This is a genomic window from Streptomyces sp. NBC_01571 (assembly GCF_026339875.1).
Lineage (GTDB): Bacteria > Actinomycetota > Actinomycetes > Streptomycetales > Streptomycetaceae > Streptomyces.
In genome coordinates, this window is record NZ_JAPEPZ010000001.1 from 3,776,476 (window position 1) to 3,797,583 (window position 21,108).

Annotated in this window: 19 protein-coding genes; 13 read left to right on the forward strand and 6 right to left on the reverse strand. The window is 72.2% G+C overall.

Annotated elements, in window-relative coordinates; all coding sequences use genetic code 11:
- Positions 1–8 precede the first annotated feature (8 nt).
- From OHB41_RS17025 to OHB41_RS17040, 4 genes are read left to right on the forward strand one after another with little or no spacing between them, the layout of a single operon-like run.
- Positions 9–971 carry an ABC transporter permease gene (locus OHB41_RS17025; protein WP_266699051.1) on the forward strand — a complete coding sequence of 321 codons (963 nt, stop codon included), beginning with the start codon at positions 9–11 and terminating at the stop codon, positions 969–971.
- Entirely contained in the window at positions 968–2,929 is a 1,962-nt protein-coding gene (locus tag OHB41_RS17030; protein WP_266699052.1) for a dipeptide/oligopeptide/nickel ABC transporter permease/ATP-binding protein, read from the forward strand. Before OHB41_RS17025 ends, OHB41_RS17030 begins: the two co-directional genes overlap by 4 nt.
- Positions 2,926–3,984: an ABC transporter ATP-binding protein gene (locus OHB41_RS17035; RefSeq protein ID WP_266699053.1), complete on the forward strand. Its 1,059-nt coding sequence runs from the start codon at positions 2,926–2,928 to the stop codon at positions 3,982–3,984. The genes OHB41_RS17030 and OHB41_RS17035 overlap by 4 nt, the downstream gene beginning before the upstream one ends.
- A 9-nt stretch (positions 3,985–3,993) precedes the next feature.
- Positions 3,994–4,929, forward strand: a complete 936-nt coding sequence (locus OHB41_RS17040) for a dihydrodipicolinate synthase family protein (protein WP_266699054.1) — start codon at positions 3,994–3,996, stop codon at positions 4,927–4,929.
- Positions 4,930–5,153: 224 nt separating this feature from the next.
- Here the strand turns inward: OHB41_RS17040 and OHB41_RS17045 are convergent, their stop codons facing one another.
- The 3 genes from OHB41_RS17045 to leuA form a co-directional block, all read right to left on the reverse strand.
- Complete coding sequence (locus OHB41_RS17045; protein WP_266699055.1) at positions 5,154–6,407, reverse strand: sialidase family protein; 1,254 nt, start codon at positions 6,405–6,407, stop codon at positions 5,154–5,156.
- A gap of 268 nt (positions 6,408–6,675) precedes the next feature.
- On the reverse strand, positions 6,676–7,371 hold the full coding sequence (locus OHB41_RS17050) for a TerB family tellurite resistance protein (RefSeq protein WP_266699056.1): 696 nt from the start codon (positions 7,369–7,371) through the stop codon (positions 6,676–6,678).
- 186 nt (positions 7,372–7,557) lie between these two features.
- Positions 7,558–9,279: a 2-isopropylmalate synthase gene (gene leuA, locus OHB41_RS17055; protein WP_266699057.1), complete on the reverse strand. Its 1,722-nt coding sequence runs from the start codon at positions 9,277–9,279 to the stop codon at positions 7,558–7,560.
- A 353-nt stretch (positions 9,280–9,632) separates the two neighbouring features.
- On the opposite strand from leuA, the gene OHB41_RS17060 reads away from it, so the two are divergent.
- The 8 genes from OHB41_RS17060 (at position 9,633) to OHB41_RS17095 (ending at position 18,083) form a co-directional block, all read left to right on the forward strand.
- Positions 9,633–10,706, forward strand: a complete 1,074-nt coding sequence (locus OHB41_RS17060; RefSeq protein ID WP_266699058.1) for a M4 family metallopeptidase — start codon at positions 9,633–9,635, stop codon at positions 10,704–10,706.
- Positions 10,707–10,738: 32 nt separating this feature from the next.
- Entirely contained in the window at positions 10,739–11,005 is a 267-nt protein-coding gene (locus OHB41_RS17065; RefSeq protein WP_266699059.1) for a protealysin inhibitor emfourin, read from the forward strand.
- An 86-nt stretch (positions 11,006–11,091) separates the two neighbouring features.
- Complete coding sequence (locus tag OHB41_RS17070; protein ID WP_526024925.1) at positions 11,092–12,417, forward strand: GH1 family beta-glucosidase; 1,326 nt, start codon at positions 11,092–11,094, stop codon at positions 12,415–12,417.
- The gene (locus tag OHB41_RS17075) at positions 12,414–13,679 is read left to right on the forward strand and encodes an MFS transporter (protein ID WP_266699061.1); all 1,266 of its coding nucleotides are present in this window, start codon (positions 12,414–12,416) and stop codon (positions 13,677–13,679) included. Before OHB41_RS17070 ends, OHB41_RS17075 begins: the two co-directional genes overlap by 4 nt.
- A gap of 41 nt (positions 13,680–13,720) precedes the next feature.
- Entirely contained in the window at positions 13,721–14,530 is an 810-nt protein-coding gene (locus OHB41_RS17080; protein WP_266699062.1) for a GNAT family N-acetyltransferase, read from the forward strand.
- A 315-nt stretch (positions 14,531–14,845) separates the two neighbouring features.
- Positions 14,846–15,322: a hypothetical protein gene (locus OHB41_RS17085; protein ID WP_266699063.1), complete on the forward strand. Its 477-nt coding sequence runs from the start codon at positions 14,846–14,848 to the stop codon at positions 15,320–15,322.
- A 240-nt stretch (positions 15,323–15,562) separates the two neighbouring features.
- Complete coding sequence (locus OHB41_RS17090; protein WP_266699064.1) at positions 15,563–16,900, forward strand: beta-xylosidase; 1,338 nt, start codon at positions 15,563–15,565, stop codon at positions 16,898–16,900.
- 70 nt (positions 16,901–16,970) lie between these two features.
- The gene (locus OHB41_RS17095) at positions 16,971–18,083 is read left to right on the forward strand and encodes a WxL protein peptidoglycan domain-containing protein (RefSeq protein ID WP_266699066.1); all 1,113 of its coding nucleotides are present in this window, start codon (positions 16,971–16,973) and stop codon (positions 18,081–18,083) included.
- Here the strand turns inward: OHB41_RS17095 and OHB41_RS17100 are convergent.
- Positions 17,977–18,315 carry a P-II family nitrogen regulator gene (locus OHB41_RS17100; protein ID WP_266699067.1) on the reverse strand — a complete coding sequence of 113 codons (339 nt, stop codon included), beginning with the start codon at positions 18,313–18,315 and terminating at the stop codon, positions 17,977–17,979. The two genes, OHB41_RS17095 and OHB41_RS17100, sit on opposite strands and share 107 nt — an antisense overlap.
- Positions 18,316–18,574: 259 nt before the next feature.
- On the opposite strand from OHB41_RS17100, the gene era reads away from it, so the two are divergent.
- A complete protein-coding gene (era, locus tag OHB41_RS17110; RefSeq protein ID WP_266699068.1) occupies positions 18,575–19,534 on the forward strand; it encodes a GTPase Era in 960 nt (319 codons plus the stop codon).
- Positions 19,535–19,777: 243 nt separating this feature from the next.
- On the opposite strand, the gene OHB41_RS17115 is transcribed toward era, so the two are convergent.
- Positions 19,778–20,131 (reverse strand): cytidine deaminase, encoded by a 354-nt coding sequence (locus tag OHB41_RS17115; protein WP_266699069.1) that lies wholly within the window; start codon positions 20,129–20,131, stop codon positions 19,778–19,780.
- Positions 20,132–20,179: 48 nt separating this feature from the next.
- The gene (locus OHB41_RS17120) at positions 20,180–21,001 is read right to left on the reverse strand and encodes a helix-turn-helix domain-containing protein (RefSeq protein ID WP_526025046.1); all 822 of its coding nucleotides are present in this window, start codon (positions 20,999–21,001) and stop codon (positions 20,180–20,182) included.
- Positions 21,002–21,108: the final 107 nt, after the last annotated feature.

Below are 21,108 nucleotides of genomic sequence, written 5' to 3' on the forward strand. Positions count from 1 at the left end.
GTTCGCCGATGACGGCCATCGTCCGCATCCTGGGCCGCCGGATCGCCCTGCTCGTCCCGCTGCTGCTCGGCATCGTGCTGTTCGTCTTCCTGGTGATGCGCTTCTCGGACGTCGACCCGGCGTCCGCGTTCTTCCAGGGCGCCAACCCCACACCGCGGCAACTGCACGACTTCCGGGAACGCAACGGCCTGCTCGACCCCTTCCCCGTCCGCTACGTCCACTTCGTCGGCGACCTGCTCCACGGCGACCTGGGCACCAGCGCCCTGACCCGGGCGCCGGTCGTCGACCAGGTCACCACCGCACTGCCGCTCACCCTCCAGCTGACCTTCCTGGGCCTGGGCATCGCGGTGGTGCTGGCGCTGCTCGGCGGGGTCACCGCGGCGCTCCACCGCGACCGGCTGCCCGACCAGGTCATCCGGGTCGTGTCGCTGACCGGGGTCGCGGCGCCGGCCTTCTGGCTGGCGCTGCTGATGATCCAGTACCTGGCCGTGGACCTGGGCTGGTTCCCGACCGGCGGCTACGTCAACCCCGGTGACTCGCTGAGCGGCTGGCTGAGAACGATGACGCTGCCGGCCTTCGCGCTCTCCCTGCCGGTCGCCGCGCAGCTCACCCGGATCGTCCGTACGGCCGTGGTCGAGGAACTGGACAAGGACTACGTACGGACGGCGGTCGGGAGCGGGCTGCCGCCCCTGGTCGTGGTCGGGCGGAACGTGCTCCGCAACGCCCTGATCAACCCGCTGACCGTGCTGGGGCTGCGGGTCGGCTATCTGCTGGGCGGCGCGGTCGTCATCGAGACGATCTTCTCGCTGCCCGGAATGGGCAAGCTGATGATCGACGCCGTGCAGAACGGCGACCCGGCGGTCGTCCAGGGGGTCGTCCTGACGACGGCCACCGGCTTCGTGGTCGTGAACCTCGTCATCGACATCCTGTATCTGCTGGTCAATCCACGCCTGAGGGACGCCGCTCGATGATCATCACGCGCAAGAGTCTCGCGGCGGCCCTCTCCCGGCCCGGGATCCGGCTGCGCCGGCTCCCCGTGCTGTCCCGGATCGCCGTCTGCTTCCTGGCCGTCGTCGTCCTGCTGGCCCTGTTCGCCCCTCTCCTCGCCCCGCACGACCCGCTCGACCAGCAGCCGCGGGCCGACGGCAGCGGGCATCCCTCCGCCGGCCACTGGATGGGACAGGACAGCCTCGGCCGGGACATCCTCAGCCGGCTGATGTACGGCGCCCGCTGGTCCCTCGCGATCGGCCTCGGCGCCACCGCGCTGGCCCTGGTCGTGGGCGCGCTCCTCGGCGCGGTCGCGGCGACCTCCCGCAAGGCGGTCGACGAGACCCTGATGCGCTGCCTGGACGTGGTGATGGCGTTCCCCGGTATCGCGCTGGCCGCCGTCCTGGTCGCGGTCTTCGGCGGCGACATCACGGTCCTGATCTGCGCGATCGCGTTCCTGTTCACCCCGCCGGTGGCCAGGGTCGTCCGGGCGAACGTGCTCGACCAGTACGGCGAGGACTACGTGACGGCCGAGCGGGTCATCGGTGCCCGCACGCCGCACATCGTGCTGCGGCACGTGGCCGTCAACTGCGCCGCCCCCGTCCTCGTGTTCTGCACGGTCCAGGTCGCGGAGGCGATCGTCTTCGAGGCGTCGCTGTCCTTCATCGGCGCGGGCGTCCGGCCGCCGGACCCCTCCTGGGGCAGTGTCATCGCGGACGGCAAGAACATGGTGCTGACCGGCGGCTGGTGGGCGACGGTCTTCCCCGGCCTGCTGATGCTGATCACCGTACTGTCGCTGAACGTCCTCTCCGAGGGGGTCTCCGACGCCTGGGCGGCGCCGCCCGCGCGGGAGGTGGAGACCGGCGGGGACCGGCTGGAGACGCCGGAGCCCGGCAGCGGAGCGGTCCTCGAACTGCCGGATCTCGCGAAGGCGGGGGCCCGGCTGCGTTCCCGGGCCCGTCCGCTGCCCACCGGCCCGCCGGTGCTCCGCGTCGAGAACCTCGCCATCGGCTTCGACGCCCGGCACAGCGGCGTGGACATCGTCGACGGCATCAGCTTCGAGGTGCGCCCGGGTGAAGTCCTGGGTCTGGTGGGCGAGTCGGGCTGCGGGAAGTCGCTGACGGCGCTCGCGGTGATGGGCCTGGAGCCGCCGGGGGCCCGGGTGCGCGGCCGAGTCCTCTTCGACGGGACGCAGTTGGTGGGCGAGCCGATGCGGGTGCGGCGGCGGCTGCTGGGCCACGAGATGGCGATGGTCTACCAGGACGCGCTGTCGTCGCTGAACCCGGCCATGACGATCCGGGCGCAGCTGAAACAGGTGGTACGCAGGGGCGGCAGGCGCTCCCCCGCCGAACTGCTGTCGCTGGTCGGCCTCGATCCCGGCCGCACGCTGCGCAGTTATCCGCATGAGCTCTCCGGCGGCCAGCGCCAGCGCGTCCTGATCGCGACGGCCCTCTCCCGCAGCCCCCGGCTGATCGTCGCCGACGAACCTACGACGGCGCTCGACGTGACCGTGCAGGCGCAGATCATCACGCTGCTGCTGAGGCTGCGCGAGGAGCTGGGCTTCGCCCTGGTCCTGGTCTCCCACGACCTGGCGCTCGTCGCGGACGTCACGGACCGGGTGGTGGTGATGTACGGCGGCCGGATCGTGGAGACGGGTGTGACGGCGGACCTGGTCCAGTCGCCCGCCCACCCCTACACGCGCGGCCTGCTGGGCAGTGTCCTGTCCCTGGAGTCGGCGGCCACCCGCATGACACAGATCAAGGGGGTCGTGCCCTCCCCCGCCGACTTCCCGGCGGGCTGCCGGTTCGCCGACCGCTGTCCGTCGGCGACCGAGGTGTGCCGGACGACGAGACCCGCCCTGCTGGGCACGCCGACGCACACGGCGGCGTGCCATCACCCGGCGGTGGAGCTGACGACCACGGAGAGCGAGACCGTCTCATGACCGCACTCGTCCGGCTCGCGGACACCCATGTCGTCCACCGCGCCCGCAGCGGCAGCCTGTTCGCCCGCGACCGGGTGTACGCCCTGACCGGTGTCGATCTCACCGTCGCGCCCGGCGAGACGGTCGGGGTCGTCGGCGAGTCCGGCTGCGGGAAGTCGACGCTCGCGAAGGTGCTGGTGGGCGTCCAGCGGCCGACGTCCGGCACGGTGACGTTCGGCGGCCGCGACCTCTGGTCGATGAAGCCCGCCGAACGGCGCGCGGCCGTCGGCGGCAGCACGGGCATGATCTTCCAGGACCCGTCGACGGCACTGAACCGCCGGCTGCCCGTACGACGGATCCTGCGCGACCCGCTGGACGTGCACCGGCGTGGCACGCCGGCCGAACGTGAGCTGCGGGTGCGGGAGTTGATGTCCCTGGTGGGCCTGCCCCGGGCCCTGACGGAGGCCCTGCCGGGGCAGCTCTCCGGCGGTCAGCGCCAGCGTGTGGCCATCGCGCGCGCCCTGGCGCTCGACCCGGACCTGGTGGTGGCCGACGAGCCGACGAGCGCGCTGGACGTGTCGGTCCGCGCCCAGATCCTCAACCTCCTGCTGGACCTCAAGGAACGGCTCGGGCTCGCGCTGGTGTTCGTCTCGCACGACATCCAGACGGTACGCAGGATGAGCGACCGGGTGGTCACGATGTATCTCGGCCGGATCGTGGAGGAGTCCCCGGCCGCGGAGGTGACCGACCGGGCCCGACACCCCTACACCCGGGCCCTCTTCTCGGCCACGCCGGGTCTGCTGGCACCGATCGACCCCATTCCCCTGGCGGGCCCGGTGCCCTCGGCCACCCGCCCGCCGACCGGCTGCCCCTTCCGCACCCGCTGCTGGAAGGCGGACGGAACCTGTGCGTCCGCCATGCCGGGCTTCACGGCCGCGTCGACCCCCGGACACCGCTTCCGGTGCCACCATCCTGTGGAGGAGGGCGAGTCGACGCGCGACCTGGTGGCACAGGCCGTGGCGGTCTCTCCCCCCGTGGCCGACATCCCCGCCCAGCATCACCAGCATCAGCCCTAGGGAGCCTCCATGCCGATCCCCGCCCCGCTGACCGGTGTCGTACCGCCCGTCTGCACGCCCCTGACACCGGACCGCGAGGTGGACGTGCCCTCCCTGGTCGGGCTCGTGGACCATCTGGTGGGCGCCGGGGTCGACGGCCTCTTCGTGCTCGGCTCGTCATCGGAGGCGGCTTATCTGACCGATGCGCAGCGCCGGCTGGTGGTGGAGACGGTGAAGGCGCACCTCGGCGGCCGGCTGCCCCTGCTGGCGGGCGTGATCGACATGACGACCCCGAGGGTGCTCGACCACGTCGCGTCGGTCACCGCGGCGGGGGCGGACGCGGTGGTGGCCACGGCGCCCTTCTACGCCCGTACCCACCCCGCGGAGATCGCCCGGCACTACCGTCTGATCGCCGCGCGCTCCTCCGTGCCCGTCTTCGCCTACGACCTGCCGGTGTCCGTCCACACCAAGCTGGGCGCCGAGCTGGTGCTCGAACTGGCCGCGGACGGGGTGCTGGCCGGTCTCAAGGACTCCAGCGGTGACCTGGGCGGCTTCCGGGCGGTGGTGACCGGGGCGAGGGCGCATCCCGGTGTCACCGGTTTCAGTGTTCTCACCGGTTCCGAACTCGTCGTCGACTCGGCGCTCGCGCTGGGGGCGGACGGGGCGGTGCCCGGTCTCGCCAACGTCGATCCGCACGGGTACGTGCGGATCGACCGGTTCTGCCGGGAGGGGGACTGGGAGCGGGCCCGGGCCGAGCAGGAGCGGTTGTGCGCGTTGTTCGGGATGGTGGGGGTCGGTGACCCCGGGCGGATGGGGAGTGGGTCGTCGGCGCTCGGGGCGTTCAAGGCCGCGCTGTATCTGCGGGGGGTGATCTCGTGTCCGGCGACGGCGGAGCCGCAGGTGCCGTTGTCGGAGGGGGAGGTGGAGCGGGTGGGCAAGTATTTGGCGACGGCGGGCCTTCTGTAGACGTTCTTCCGCCCCCGCCGCCCCTACCCGACCCGACCCGTCCCTGGGGCTCCGCCCCAGACCCCGCCAAGGGGCTGCGCCCCCTGGACCCCCGCTCGCCCGAAGGGCTCGTCCTCGAACGCCGGACGGGCTGACATACATGCCCCGGCCGGCACCATCAGCCCGTCCGGCGCTTGAGGACAAGGCCCTTGAGGCCGACGGGCGTCCGGGGGCGCGGCCCCCGGCTAGAGGATGGGACGGGTAGGGGCGGCGGGGGCGGGAACAGCGGCTGCGAGGCGACGGAACTCGACGCGGGCGTACGGGCCCGACTCCCCCGTCTCGTAGAGAATCCCGACCCGCCCGGAACCGAGCGGCACGAGGTCCGAGTACGCGGCCGGACGCACGGAGAGGGTCGTGGTCCTGGTGAACGTGACGCCCGCGTCCGTACTGCTCCACACCGCCATGCCCCGCCGCGCGTGGGGGGCGGAGGGCCCGGAGAAGAGAAGGGGAGCGCGCCGGCCGGGCAGTTGCAGGACGCTGCCCTGGACCACCGGCACATCGTTCAGCCCCGGCTGGACGGCGTACTGCCGGGACAGCGTCTGCCCACCGTCACGGGAGTAGGCGTCCAGCCGATGCCCGCCCGAGCCCCCCGTGCCGTTCTGGTCCCGCGCACTGAAGTACAGCCGCCCGTCGGGGAGTTCGGCCACACCGCTCTCGTTGACGTTGAGCCGTCCGTCGTACGAGTCGTCGACGAACCCGAGTCGCCAGTGCTGTCCGCCGTCGTCGCTGTAGAGGGCGTGTCCGCCGTAGTACCGGGGCTCCCGGCCGGTGTCGGAGGAGCCGGACGGCGGCGCGGAGGAGTGGTCGGCGGGAACCACCAGCCGCCCGGCGTGCGGACCGTGCCGCAGGGCGATAGCGTGCCCGGGCCCTGTGGCGTACCACCGCCACCCCGGCCGTTTCACCGCGCCGGTGATCTCCCGGGGGGCGGAGAAGTGACGGCCGTCGTCACGGCTCGTCTGGACGAAGACACGGCGGCCGAGTCCCCGCGCGGCCTCGCCCCGCATGATCTGCGCCTCGGTCACCCGGCCGCCGTTGAAGCAGGTGAGCAGGACGACGCGGCCGCTGCGGGGGTCCACGACGGGCGCCGGGTTGCCCCGGGTGTCCCCGTCGCCGGCCGCGACGACCCGCAGCGGACCCCACGTACAGCCTCCGTCGGCGGACCGTCTCAGGACGACGTCGATGTCCCCCGTGTCGCCCTCGGCGTCGTGCCGTCCCTCGGCGAAGGCGAGCACCGTGCCCGCGCCGGTCCGGACGACGGCCGGGATGCGGTAGGTGTCGTAGCCGTCCTGGCCGGCGGTGTAGGGCACGGAGGCCGTGCAGCGGGGCTCGGACCGGGCGGCCGCGGACGCGGTGCCGACGCCGGTGGGAGCGGCGAGGAGACCCACGGCCAGCGCGGCGACGAGGCTGCGTCTCAGGGTGGCCTCGCTCTCGCCTCGCACACCACGAGGCGCGCTACGTCACGTAGCGAACACATTACCCCGGGTGACGGTGAGCGACACCGAGTGACTGCCCGCACTTCCGCGGCCCGGTCCAGGGCGTGTTGCGAAAGTCCCGTCGTCCGCCCGGAGGGCGGGCCTCGCGGCGTCTGGTGCGTGCTCTCGGCGTGCCGGGCGGAAGATCGCGTACTGGACGTACTCGGGTTTCCGCCCGGTGCGGCGAGAGGGCGTGCCAGGCGCCGCGAGGCAGGCGGGACTTTCGCAACACGACCTAGGACGGTGTGCGCGCCGCGACCAGGAGCCGTGTCACCTCGTCCGCGCAGATCGTCAGCGCCGCGCCGACGGTGGAGAGGACGTCCCGTTCGGCGGGCGTGTACGGCCCGTCGGCCAGCGCGATCCGGGCCCCCTGGAGCAGGATCGATTCGCGGCCGGCCGACGCGAGGTGCGGCGCGAGCGGGTCCAGGGCCTCGTGGAGCTCTATCGCGAGGCCTGCCCCGCAGGGCTCTCCGAAGAGCCGGCCGGTGTCGGCGGCGAGTGCCTCGACGAGCGCGGCGAGCTGGTCCTCGGTGCAGTCGTCGAAGCCGGCCGAGCGCACCGCGACGGCCGCGGTCTCCAGGGACGTACGGGAGCAGGTGCCGCCGGCCGCGAGCACGGCGAGCGCGACGGTGTGGACGGCGTCGCGGAGCATCGCCGAGAAGCGCGTGGTGGTGGGGTGGTCGAGGACGTCCGCGCCGTAGTGGCGGCGGCAGGCCGCGCACTCGACGACGGGGCCCGTCTCACCGCGCGGCAGGACCGGGACACCCAGCAGGGTGAAGCGGCGGCGGCCGGTGAGGCGCTGGTAGTTGCGGTCGCCTCCGCAGCCCGGGCAGAAGAACTCGCCGTCCCCCTTGGTGGTCCACGCGGTACGGGTGCCCAGGATGCGGGGAACCTGAACTGCACGACCGTTTCGTCCCCACCCTGGCAGCACCGTCGCACACCTCCGTAACGCCGCGGCAACATCGCCGCGCTGGCGTGATGTTAGCCACATTGTCGAGGCGGAGTCAGTACCCCGGACGAGACCTCTCCGTGATCTTCACGGGGATTGGCCGGTAAACGACGTGGCCCCGCTCGCCTCGAAAGGCGGACGGGGCCAGGAAAACGCCGGTCAGAGTGGTCAGCGGGCCGCGCGGTTGACGGCGGAGACCACGGCCTTCAGCGAGGCACGTGTCGTATTCGCGTCGATCCCGATTCCCCACAGGACCTTGTCACCGATCGCGCACTCGATGTAGGACGCGGCCTGCGCGGACGCGCCCTCGCTCATCGTGTGCTCCTGGTAGTCCAGCAGGCGTACGTCGACGCCGATGGACTGCAGGGCGTCGAAGAACGCGGAGATCGGACCGTTGCCGGTACCGGTCAGGACCGTGTCGACGCCGTCCACCGACGCCTCGACGGTCAGCGAGTCGATGCCGTCGCGGTCCGTCGTGGTCTGGCCGGTCTTGACCTGGATGCGGCCCCACGCGTTCCCGGGGTTCGGCAGGTACTCGTCCTGGAAGATCCCCCAGATGTCCTTCGGGGTGACCTCGCCGCCCTCGGCGTCCGTCTTGGCCTGGATGATCTTCGAGAACTCGATCTGCATCCGGCGCGGCAGGTCCAGCTTGTGGTCGTTCTTCAGGACATACGCGATGCCGCCCTTGCCGGACTGCGAGTTGACGCGGATGACGGCCTCGTAGCTGCGGCCGACGTCCTTCGGGTCGATCGGCAGGTACGGGACGGCCCACTCGATGTCGTCGACGGTGACGCCCTTCGCGGCCGCGTCGGCCTCCATGGCGTCGAAGCCCTTCTTGATGGCGTCCTGGTGGGAGCCGGAGAAGGAGGTGTAGACGAGGTCGCCGACGTACGGGTGACGGGCGTGGACCTCCATCTGGTTGCAGTACTCGGCGGTGCGGCGGACCTCGTCGATGTCCGAGAAGTCGATCTGCGGGTCGACGCCCTGCGAGAACAGGTTCATGCCCAGGGTGACCAGGTCGACGTTGCCGGTGCGCTCGCCCTGGCCGAACAGGCAGCCCTCGATGCGGTCGGCGCCGGCCATCAGGGCCAGCTCGGCGGCGGCGACGGCCGTACCGCGGTCGTTGTGCGGGTGGACGGACAGGCAGACGTGCTCGCGGCGGGAGAGGTTGCGGCTCATCCACTCGAAGCGGTCCGCGTGCGTGGAGGGGGTCGAGCGCTCCACCGTGGCGGGCAGGTTCAGGATGATCTCCCGGCCGGGGCCGGGCTGCCAGACGTCCATGACGGCCTCGCAGACCTCCAGGGCGAAGTCCAGCTCGGTGTCGGTGAAGATCTCGGGGCTGTACTGGTAGCCGAAGGTGGTGCGCTCGTCGAGCAGCTTCTCGGCGTACTCCATGACCAGCCGGGTGCCGTCGACGGCGATCTGCTTGATCTCTTCCTTGGAGCCGCGGAAGACGACCCGGCGGAAGACGGGGGCCGTCGCGTTGTACAGGTGGACCGTGGCCCGCCTGGCGCCCACCAGGGACTCCACCGTGCGCTCGATCAGGTCCTCGCGGGCCTGGGTCAGTACGGAGATCGTGACGTCGTCCGGGATGGCCGTCTCGTCCTCGATGATCGAGCGGACGAAGTCGAAGTCCGTCTGGCCGGAGGCCGGGAAACCGACCTCGATCTCCTTGTAGCCCATCCTCACCAGCAGGTCGAACATCTCGCGCTTGCGGGCCGGGGACATCGGGTCGATCAGCGCCTGGTTGCCGTCCCGCAGGTCCGTCGACAGCCAGCGGGGGGCGACGGTGACACGCTGGTTCGGCCAGGTGCGGTCCGGGATGTCCACCTGCTCGTACGTGCCGTACTTGTGGATCGGCATGGCGGTGGGCTGCTGGAAGTTCGGCATGATGCGTGGGCTCCTCAGAGGGTGTCCGGAAGGACGGCCGACGGCGCAACGCCGAACTCCGCGGGGAGGGGGTCGGCCTCGACTACAGGCCCTCGCCGCGGCAGCTAAGGAGAAGCAGCCCGAAACGCATGATGCTCCGCAGCCTAGCCGAGCCGCGCTCCGTACGGGGGGCTGTATCAGTATGCGGGATCGCCGACCCATAAGGAAGAAAACAGACAAAACGTACGTCACGTCACTCAGAGTGAGACTTCATACCACCCAGGAGCGGACGGGGGCACTCCCTATCACCGCATTTCACACGATCTTGGTCGCCGGTAGTGACACGGGCGTGACTCAGTGCAATCGTGCCGGGCATGACCGCCAACGCGGCAGGCTTCGAGCCTGTCTTCTGCACCATCGTGCCGCCCCACGTCCTCGACACGCTGGCCCAGCACGAGGACCCAGCGCTCTCCGGGCCCGCGCGCCGCACCCTGGAGCGCGACGCCTTCGAGCGCACCCACCGCCGGCTGACCACGGTCATCGGCGCGCCCACGGTGGCCGCGCCGCAGGGCGCTGCCACGGACAAGCCGCAGCGCACCGTCTACGACGCACGCCACCACCAGGACCTGCCCGGCAACAAGGTCCGCGGCGAGGGCGACGACCCCGGCAAGGACGCCACCGTCAACCGCGCGTACGCCGGCCTGGGGGCCACCTTCGACCTGTACCTGAACGCCTACGCCCGTAACTCGATCAACGGCGAGGGCCTTCCCCTCGACGCGAGCGTGCACTTCGACCGGGACTACAACAACGCCTTCTGGAACGGCGAGCAGATGGTATTCGGGGACGGTGACGGCGAGATCTTCCTCGACTTCACCATCCCGGTCGACGTCATCGGCCACGAGCTGACCCACGGCGTCACCCAGTACACGGCGAACCTCACCTACTTCGGCCAGCCGGGCGCCCTCAACGAGTCCATGTCCGACGTCTTCGGCTCGCTGATCAAGCAGTACACGCTCGGCCAGACCGCGTCCGAGGCCGACTGGCTGATCGGCGCCGGACTGCTCGCCCCGCGGGTCACCGGCAAGGCGCTGCGTTCCATGAAGGAACCGGGCAGCGCCTACGACGATGACGCGCTCGGCAAGGACCCGCAGCCCGCGACCATGGACGGCTATGTGCGCACCGGCCGCGACAACGGCGGCGTCCACATCAACTCCGGCATCCCCAACCACGCCTTCTACCTCGTCGCCCAGGCACTCGGCGGCCACGCCTGGGAGCGTGCCGGACAGATCTGGTACGACGTCCTCACCGGCGGCGAGCTCCCGTCGCAGGCGAGCTTCGCCGACTTCGCCGAGCTGACGGTCGCCCGGGCCAGGAGCCGGTACGGGGAGGGCGAGGAGCTCCAGTCCGTCACGAAGGCCTGGGAGCAGGTCGGGGTCGCGACGTCGTAGCCCCGGCGCCCGATCCGTACTAGACAGGACCCATGCGTATTCAGGTGAGGCGCACGGGCGGATTCGCGGGCATCGAGCGCCGGGCCGAGATGGACACCTCGGGACGGGCAGACGGCCGTGAGTGGCAGGCCCTGGCCGAGCGGGCGGTCGCCGCCGGCCGGGGCAGCCGCCCCGCCGGGGTTCCGGACGGTTTCAGCTACGAGATCACGGTGGACGGCAGGACGGTGTACGCGGCCGACCCGAGTCTGACGGAGGAGCAGAGGGAGCTGATCTCACGCGTGCTCAAGGAAGGGGCGTGAGAGGGGCCGCCGGGACGGGGCACCGGCGGGGAAGCGGCAACTCGTAGTTCACGCCCGCCCGTTGACTTCCTTTACTGTCGGTAAGGATGATCGCGCGCATGGCGACGAACCCTCTACCGCAGTTCCCGCCCGGCTTCCTCTGGGGCGTGTCCACCTCGGCCCACCAGATCGAGGGCGCCGTCCAGGAGCGCGACCCCTCGGTGTGGGACGCCTTCACCGCCGAGCCCGGCCGCGTCAAGGACGGCTCGACCGCGGCGGTGGCCTGCGACCACTACCACCGCTACCCCGAGGACGTGGCGCTCCTCGCCGACCTGGGCGTGGACGCGTACCGCTTCTCGGTCTCCTGGCCCCGGGTGAACTCCCCCGGCGGCCTCGACTTCTACGACCGGCTCGTCGACGCGCTGTGCGCCGCCGGGGTGCGCCCCGTCCCGACCCTCTTCCACTGGGACCTGCCGCTGGAGCTGGACTGGCTGAACCGGGACACGGCGGAGCGCTTCGCCGAGTACGCCGGTGTCGTCGCCGCCCGGCTCGGTGACCGCGTACAGAAGTGGATCACCCTGAACGAGCCCGCCGAGCACACCCTGCTGGGCCACGCGCTCGGGGCGCACGCCCCGGGCAGGCGGCTGCTCTTCGACGCACTGCCGGTGGCCCACCACCAACTCCTCGCACACGGCCTGGCGGTACGGGCGCTGCGTGCGGCCGGGGTCGCCGACATCGGGATCGCCAACTCGCACGGGCCGACCTGGGCGGCGTCCGGGCGCCCCGAGGACGTGGCGGCCGCGGACTTCTACGACCTCCTGCTCAACCGGCTGTTCGCGGACCCCCTGCTGCTGGGCCGGTACCCCGAGGGCATCGGCGAGCTGATGCCGGGACACCCCGAAGGCGTCGAGGCGGACCTGAAGGTGATCGCGGAGCCGCTGGACTGGTACGGGATCAACTACTACCAGCCGACCGGCGTGGGAGCCCCGCAGGGCACGGAGATCGAGTTCGGCGGACTGACCCTGCCCGCCGAACTCCCCTTCTCCGTAAGGGAACTGGAGGGGTACCCGGTCACGGACTTCGGCTGGCCGGTGGTCCCCGAGGCGCTGACCGAACTGCTGGTGGGCTTCCAGGAGCGCTACGGCGACCGGCTCCCGCCGGTGGTCATCACCGAGAACGGCTGCTCTTACGAGGGCATCGACGACCAGGAACGGATCGCGTTCCTCGACGGTCATGTCCGGGCCCTGCACCGGGCGTCGGAGCGGGGCGTGGACGTCCGCGGCTACTTCGTGTGGTCGCTGCTGGACAACTTCGAGTGGGCGGAGGGGTACGCGCGCCGCTTCGGTCTCGTGCACGTCGACTACGACACGCTGAAGCGCACCCCCAAGGCGTCGTACACCTGGCTGCGGGACGCCCTGCGGGCGCGGGGATGACGGCGGCGGACCCGGCCGCGACGCCCCTGAGCGCCCTCGCCGAGCCCGTCGAACGGGTCGGCCGGGGCTGGACATCGGCGCTCTCGCTCGCCAACGGGGCGATCTGGGTGGGCTGGTACGGCCCGCTGCAGATCCTCCTCGCCTCCCAGGCGGAGGACTTCGCGCCCGGCGCCGACCTGTCCAAGGAGACGATGCTGGCGTGGGTGACCGGCGCGGGCGCGGTCGTGTCGCTGGTCGCCAACCCTGTCTTCGGCGCGCTCTCCGACCGGACCACGGCCCGCCGGGGCCGCCGTACACCGTGGATCGTGGCCGGGTCCGCGGGCGGCGCCCTCTCGCTGCTGCTCCTGGCGGGGGCGGACGGAATCTGGACGATGGCGCTGGGCTGGTGCCTGGTCCAGCTGACCCTGAACGCCGCCTTCGCCGCGGTCACCGCGGCCGTCCCCGACCGGGTGCCCCGGCTCCAGCGGGGCTCGGTGGGCGGCTGGCTGGGCGCGGCGCAGATCCTGGGCGTGGTCGGCGGGACGGGCCTGGCGACCGTGGCCGGGGGCGTGGGCGGCGGCTACGCGGCCTGCGCGGTGTTCACGCTGGTGGGCGTACTGCCGTACGTGCTGCGCTTCCCGGACCTGCGGCTGTCCCCCGCACATCGGCCGCCCTGGTCGTGGCGCTCCTTCGCCGCCTCCTTCCGGCTGCGCCCCCGCGACCATCCGGACCTGGCCTGGGCCTGGCTGACCCGCTTCCTGATCAATCTCAGCAACGCGCTCGTCCTCCTCTACCTGCTGTACTACCTGCGTGACCGGCTGCACTACGGCGATCCCGAGAACGGTGTGCTGATCCTGACGGCGGTCAACGGTGTCACGCTGCTCGCCACGGTCGTGGTCGGCGGGGTGTGGTCCGACCGGGTGGGCCGCCGCAAGCCGTTCGTGATCTGGTCGGGTGTGCTCATGGCCCTCGCCACGGGGGTCCTGTCCGGCTGGCAGACCTGGCCGGGCGCGATCCTCGCGGCGGCGGTGCTGGGCGTCGGCTTCGGCGTCTTCACCTCGGTCGACTTCGCCCTGATGACGGACGTGCTGCCGACGGCCCTGGACCGCGGCAAGGACCTCGGCGTCATCAACGTCGCCAACGCCCTGCCCCAGGTGGCCGCCCCGGCGCTGGCGGCCCCGATCGTGACCTACCTGGGCGGCTACCGGGTGCTGTACCTGGTGGCGGCCGTGATCGGACTCGCGGGGGCGGTGCTGGTGCGGCGGATCAGGGGCGTCGACTGAATTCGGGTGCCCGGACGGGACCGTTCGTCTTGGATGACGTCATGCCCCCTGTGCACACACCGCTGGACCGGCTGGAGCGCTACTACGACGCGGTACCGCGCGCCGCCGCGCGGACCGAGGACTTCGGGCCACTGACCCTCTTCGTGCGGGAGACGGCCGGCTGGCCGTACTACGCGCGCCCCACGCTGGAATGGACGGGTCCGGCGGCCACCGTCGCGGACGTGGACCGGGTGCGGGCGCGGCAGCGGGAGCTGGCGGTGCCCGAGGCCGTCGAGTGGGTGGCGGAGGTGACGCCGGGCCTGCGGGAGGCCGTCGAGGCGAGTGGGCTACGGGTGCACGCGCACCCCCTGATGATCCGCGACCGGGACGCTCCGCTGCCCGGCCCGCATCCCCTGGTCCGTGTCCTGGGACCCGAAGACCCCCTCATCGCGGGCGCGTTGGCGGTGCCGCACCTCGCCTTCGCGGCGCCCGGCACCGCGGTGGGCGAGACCGGGGCCGAGGCACTGGCCGCCGGGATCACGGCCCGCGCCGGGGAGGTTTCCGCCGCCGCGGACCGTATCCGGGCCGGCCGCAGCGTCCTTGCCGCGGCGGTCGGGGACGGCGTCGCGCTCTGCTCCGGGATGCACCTCCCCGTCGGCCGCGTGAGCGAGATCGTGGGCGTCGGCACCCTGCCCGCCGCACGCCGCCGCGGCCTGGCCTCGGGTGTCACCGCCGCGCTGGTGGCCGACGCGCGCGAGCGGGGTATCGACACCGTGTTCCTCTCGGCCGGGGACGACGACGTGGCCCGTATGTACGCCCGCCTGGGCTTCCGGCGCGTGGCCACGGCCCTGATCGCGGAACCCGTGGAGTGAGCGGGGAGGTCCCGCCCCCGACCGCGCTCCACGGAGGGACGGACTTCGGCCACTTTCGCCGCGCCTCCGAGGAATCCCCCGGGTGTCCCTTGCCATCCCACGCCGCTCGCGCATCAATGGAACCGTAAGTTCCGACGGACCGTCAGATACGCCGTGCGGTGTCCCGCACCCCGCTCGCGGACGGTCCCCGCGTACACGTCTCTCCGCACCCGCACCGGAGCCCCGGTGACGCGTCCGTGTGCCCGGTACCGGAGACACACCGGTGCCGTCCCTCCATCCCCACATGGCAATTCCCGTACAAGGGAAGGGAACCCGATGAGACGCAAGCAACTGGGAACCGCCGCGGCGCTGGCCGCCGGCGCCCTCGCCGCGACCGGTCTGGCCTTCGCGCCGACCGCCGCGGCCGTCAGCCCGCTGACCGCGACCATCAGCGCCACCTGCACACTCGGCGGCGGCGGTGCGGCCACCCTCACGGCCACCCAGAACGGCACGGCCGCGACGATGACCCTCAGCTCCACCTCGATCACCTCCCCGCTCCCCCTGGCGCAGGACTCGATCGCCTCCACGCTGACGCTGGCGAAGGCCGGTGGCGGCACCACCGCGTTCACCGGCACGAAGAACCCCGCCATCGCGGCCGGCGACGGTGTCTCCGTGGGTCCGCTCGACGGCACCGTCGCCTCCGGGGACAGCCTGGACGCGTACGGCGGCTCCCTGCGGATGGTGGTCTTCGGCATCACCATCTCGTGCACCGCGGACGCGCCGCAGTCACCGGGCCCGTTCGTCTTCGACTGATCCCCACCCCGCGCAGGTGAGGACCGGTGTCGCCCGCGCTCGGCGGCACCGGTCCGCACGCCCGGCCACACGCCCGGCCGGCCCACGAACCCACCGGGCCGGTGATGTTGACACGATCTGATGGCCCATCAGTCGATGGTCCTGCGTTCCATTGACTTCTCTCACGACCCGCACGTCAATGGCCCCCTGTCGGCGCGGACGAGCCGCTGCGCCCGCATCCCTCAGGAGGGGGCAACAACCATGGGAACCACGGGTTCGACAACCCGAAGACGCCGCTGGGCGGCGCTGCTCGGGGCGACCGCGCTGGCGGTCACCGCGGGCGGGGCGCTGGCCACCCCGGCCGGAGCCGTGTCCACGGAATCCCAGAACGTGGACTTCGCCACGCACTGCATCCCGCCGGCGATCGCGGGCATCCCCCCGATCGACGGCACCACCACCGCGGTCGTCTCGGTGGACAACGCCACGCCCAAGGTCGGCGACACCGTCACCGTGACGTACAAGGTGGTCACGCCCGCCGCGAGCAACCCCACCGCCATCAACCTGCCGGCCGACATCATGACGCCCACCGGCAAGGTCACCCTCGGCGGGGCCCAGACGGGCTCCATCACCGTCGCGGGCCCCAAGAAGAACGACCCGGTCGCGGGCAACGCCCCCTTCCCGTCGTTCAGCATGACCGGCACCTTCACGGTCACCGCGCCGGGCGCCATCACGCTCTCGCCCGGCGACTACAACATCCACACCAGCTACATCCTGGAACTCGACACCCCGTGCACGGTCACCAACCCGCCCGCCCCGGTCTCCGACACGGTCACCGCGACGGACGGGAGCCAGACCAACACCCGTGCCCTCACGCTCGGCACGGCCTCCGGGAAGCCCGGTGACAGCGTGACCGTCACCGGCAGCCACTTCACCCCGGGCGCCACCGTGACCCTCGCCGGACGGTCCGGCACCACCCAGACCGCCGACACCGCCACCGCCACCGCCGACGCCCAGGGCGCGTTCAGCGGCACGCTGGCCGTCAACGACAGGACGACGACCGGTGTGGTGGCGTACGAGGGGGCGAGCTGGAGCGACGCCAAGGGCGCGGGGCCTGCGGCGTACGTCGTCGTCGACGACACGCCCGTCCCCGGCAACGCCCAGAAACTCACCACCACGGTGAAGGCGGGGACCCTGTCGATGTCACAGGCCGGGGACGCCGTCCAGCTGTCGGCGGTCGACTTCGGCCAGGGCGGGGCCTCGGACGGAGCCCTGCGCACGGTGACCGTCAAGGACTTCCGCGGCGGACCCGCGGGCTGGTCCCTGACCGGCAAGGTCACCGACTTCACCGGTCCCGGCGCCAAGATCGACGCCGGCCGGCTGAGCTGGAGCCCCGCCTGCGCCACCAAGGCGGGCAGCCCGAGCACCTGTCAGGCCGGGTCGTCCGGCACGGTGGGGACCTCGGGAGCGACGCTGGCGTCCACTCCCAACGGGGGCCTGGCCGGCGGTGAGTTCACCGTCGACGCGGGGCTGTCGCTGAACGTGCCCGCGTTCACCCCACCGGGTTCGTACTCCGGCGTGCTCACCCTGACGCTCACCTGACCGTTCCGTTCGCACCCCGGTGGCCGGGCGCGCACCCGCCCGTCCACCTCGTCCGTGGGGGTCCGCACCCATGCGCAAGCCGTACGCCCTCCCGCTGTCCGTCCTCCTGTCCTTCCTGCTCGCCCCGCTCGCCCTGCTCGCGCCGGCCGCGTCCCGCGCGTACGCCGCCGACAACGGCAGCTGGTCCGTCTACCCGTTCGCGACCGAGCTCTCCGCACGGCCGTACTTCACCCTCTCCGCCGACCCCGGCACCACGGTCAGGGACAAGGTCACCGTCACCAACAAGACCGGCGCCCCGCTGGCCTTCCGGCTCTACGCCGCCGACGCGTACAACACCGTGCGCGACGGGGGCTTCGCGGTGCGCACGGCGAAGGAGCGGCAGCGGGAGGTGGGCGCGTGGGCGCGGCCGGCCCGCTCCCGGGTGACGGTTCCCGCGCACGGCTCGGTCACCGTGCCGTTCACGCTCCGGGTCCCCGAGCGGGCCGAGCCCGGCGACCACGCCGGCGCGCTCGTCGCGCTCGACGAGCGGATCGATCCGGGCGCCGGAGCCGTCGCGATGGGGATCCAGCGGGCGGTCGGCGCCCGGATCTACCTCCGGGTCGGCGGCCCGACGGTCCCCGCCCTCGCCGTCGAGAAGGTCCACGTCAGCCACCGCCAGCCGCTGGTCCCCGGCACGGGCACCAGCACCGCCACCATCTCCTACACCCTCCACAACACGGGCAACGTGACGCTGGACCCGAGGGTGCGGCTGAAGGCGGAGGGGCTCTTCGGCCGGACGCTGTTGTCCCGGGGCCTGACCAGGATCCCCGCCGAGCTGCTGCCCGGACAGCGGGTACGGCTGAGCGAGCCGTGGCGCGGGGCGCCCCAGCTCGACTGGGGCGACGTGACCCTGACCGCGAGCGCGCAGGGCACCCGGCAGTCGGCGAGCACGTCCTTCCTCGCCCTGCCGTGGCTGGTCCTGGCCCTGGTACTGGCGGCGGCACTCGGCGGCGCGGTCGTGGTGGTCAGGGCGCGTGGCGGGCGGGGGTGGCCGTGGACGCCCGGGGCGGCGTGGGGCCGTGCCCGGCCGTGGCCGCTCAGAGGGCGTCGGGGCCGCGCTCGTCCGTCCGTACCCGCACCACCGTCTCGACCGGAACCGTCCACACCTTCCCGTCGCCGATCTTCCCCGTCCGCGCGGCCTTGACGATCGCGTCGACGGCCGGGCCGGCGTCGGCGTCCTCGACGACGACCTCGACCCGGACCTTGGGGACGAGGTCGACCTGGTACTCGGCGCCCCGGTACACCTCGGTGTGCCCGTGCTGGCGCCCGTACCCGCTGGCCTCCGTCACGGTCAGACCGTGGACACCGAGTTCCTGCAGAGCGGTCTTGACCTCGTCGAGGCGATAGGGCTTGACGATCGCGGTGATGAGCTTCATGCCTGGGTCCTGGCCTTCTGCGCGGTGGGGAGGGACGACGGGACCGGGGCCCGGTGGCCCGGGACCCCGTGATCGTAAGCGGTTCCGGCGTGTGCCGTGGGGCGGCGGCCGGTGTGTTCGCGCACCTCGTCCGCCCGGCGGCCGACGCCCCTGCCGAGGCGTGCGGGAGGGGCGGTTCGTGGTGGGCGGGGGCTTGCGGAACCCCGCCGCGGGCGCCGGGGGCGCACGGCGTGCGGCAGGTGCCCGTGGATCAGGGAGAATGGGCGCCATGAGCGTTCGTAGTCAGTCATCCGAGCCGTCCGAGGCCACCCATCGCGCCGGTTTCGCCTGTTTCGTGGGCCGCCCCAACGCGGGCAAGTCCACTCTCACGAATGCTCTGGTCGGCCAGAAGGTGGCGATCACCGCGAACCAGCCGCAGACCACGCGGCACACGGTACGGGGCATCGTGCACCGCCCCGACGCCCAGCTGATCCTGGTCGACACCCCCGGTCTGCACAAGCCGCGCACCCTGTTGGGTGAGCGTCTCAACGACGTCGTGCGCACGACGTGGGCCGAAGTGGACGTCATCGGCTTCTGCCTGCCGGCGAACGAGAAGCTCGGCCCGGGGGATCGTTTCATCGCGAAGGAACTGGCGTCGATCAAGAAGACGCCGAAGATCGCGATCGTCACGAAGACCGACCTCGTGGACAGCAAGACGCTCGCCGAGCAGCTCATCGCGATCGACCAGCTCGGTCAGGAGCTGGGATTCGAGTGGGCGGAGATCGTGCCGGTGTCGGCGGTCGCCGACCAGCAGGTGAACCTGCTGGCCGACCTGATCGTCCCGCTCCTGCCCGAGGGGCCCGCGCTGTACCCCGAGGGCGATCTGACCGACGAGCCCGAGCAGGTCATGGTCGCGGAGCTGATCCGTGAGGCGGCACTGGAAGGCGTGCGGGACGAGCTGCCGCACTCCATCGCCGTCGTCGTCGAGGAGATGCTCCCGCGCGAGGACCGGCCCGCCGACAGACCGCTCCTCGACATCCACGCCTTCGTCTACATCGAGCGTCCCAGCCAGAAGGGCATCATCATCGGCCCCAAGGGCAAGCGCCTGAAGGAGGTCGGGATCAAGTCCCGCAAGCAGATCGAGGCGCTGCTGGGCACACCGGTGTTCCTCGACCTCCATGTGAAGGTCGCCAAGGACTGGCAGCGAGACCCCCGCCAGCTCCGCAAACTGGGCTTCTGACCCTCCCGGAACCGCGCCTCCACTTCTTCCGGGGGCGCGGAACCCCACGCGCCGTGCGGCCTCAACAGGCCCCGCCCGCAACGGCGGACGGCCTCAACAGGCCCGGCCTGCAACGCCGGACGGCCGGAGACACGTGAAGGGGCGCGGGGAACCGCGCGACCAGCCCCACCGCCCCGCACCCGAAGAAGCTTCCGGGGTCGGGGCGCGGCCCCGGACGAAGGGGACACCGGGCAACCGACGGAGTCAGCCCGCCGTCACCGTCACACGTACCACCCCGTCCGGTCCCGCCAGCAACACCGGCGTGTCCGCCCCGCCGAGGTCACGGACGGCCGCCCGGTCCTCCTCCGGAACGGCCTCCGCCCCGGAGACCACCGCCGCCGCCTCCAGGGACGTCGCTCCGGACGCCACCGCCATCGCCACCGCGGTCCGCAGGGCGCTCAGCCGCAGCGAGGGCAGGTCCACGGTGCCGGCGACATAGGTACGGCCCGTCTCGTCCCGGACGGCCGCCCCCTCGGGCACCCCGCTCCGGGCCCGCACGGAGCGGGCCAGGGTGACGATCTTGCGGTCCTCGGGGTCGAGCGCGCTGCTGTCGGTCATGCACCGAGCATACGAAGCGCCGCCCGGGCCCCGCGCGGCGGTCCTCTCCTACCCGGCCACCGGGTACATCGACCCCCGCCGTCCCTCCGGCGAGGCCAGCCACTCCAGCTTCGCCGCGGTGTTCGCCTCCGGCAGCGGCGTGTGCAGCACGATCGTGAGGTCGGGCCGGGCCGGCACCTTCATCGCGGTGGACTCGACCGCGAGCAGTCCGACGAGCGGATGGTCGAGTTCCTTGCGGATCTGCCCCGCGTCCTCGATGTCCCGCCGCTCCCAGAGTTCCGTGAACTCCGGGCCGGCCGCCTTCAGCCGGGCCAGCAGCTCCTGAAACCCCTCGTCGTCGGGCGCGGCGGCACAGGACGCCCGGAACTGGGCGACGACCGTGCGGGCGTTCCGCTCCCAGGTCCGCGACCGTCCCCGGTACAGGGTGTCCGTGAAGAAGTCGACGACGCAGTTCTGCACGTTCTCGGGGCGCATCCCGAGGACCATCCCGGCGGCGTCGTTGTACAGGACGCAGTTGTAGTACAGGTCCATGATGTGCGCCGGGTACGGCATCCACGTGTCGATCAGCCGCCGCAGCCCCTCGCACATGTCCCGGTCGTCGGGCGCGACTTCGGGGGCGGGCGGGTTGAGCCCGGCGAGCACGTAGAGGTGCCGTCGCTCGGCGTTGCTGAGCCGCAGTACCCGGGCGACCGCGTCGAGGACCTGCGGCGAGACGGAGATGTCCCGCCCCTGCTCCAGCCACTGGTACCAGGACGCGCCGACGCCCGCGAGGACCGCGACCTCCTCGCGGCGCAGCCCCGGAGTACGGCGGCGGGCTCCTCCGTCGGGCAGTCCGGCCTGCGTCGGTGACACCCGTGCCCGACGGCTCATCAGGAACTCCCGCAGGTCCCGCCGTCGGTGGGTCCTGAGCGCGTCCTCCGTCACGTGCGAATCCCCCTCGTGGTGACTGGTGGTGCGACCACCAGCATAAGTTCCCG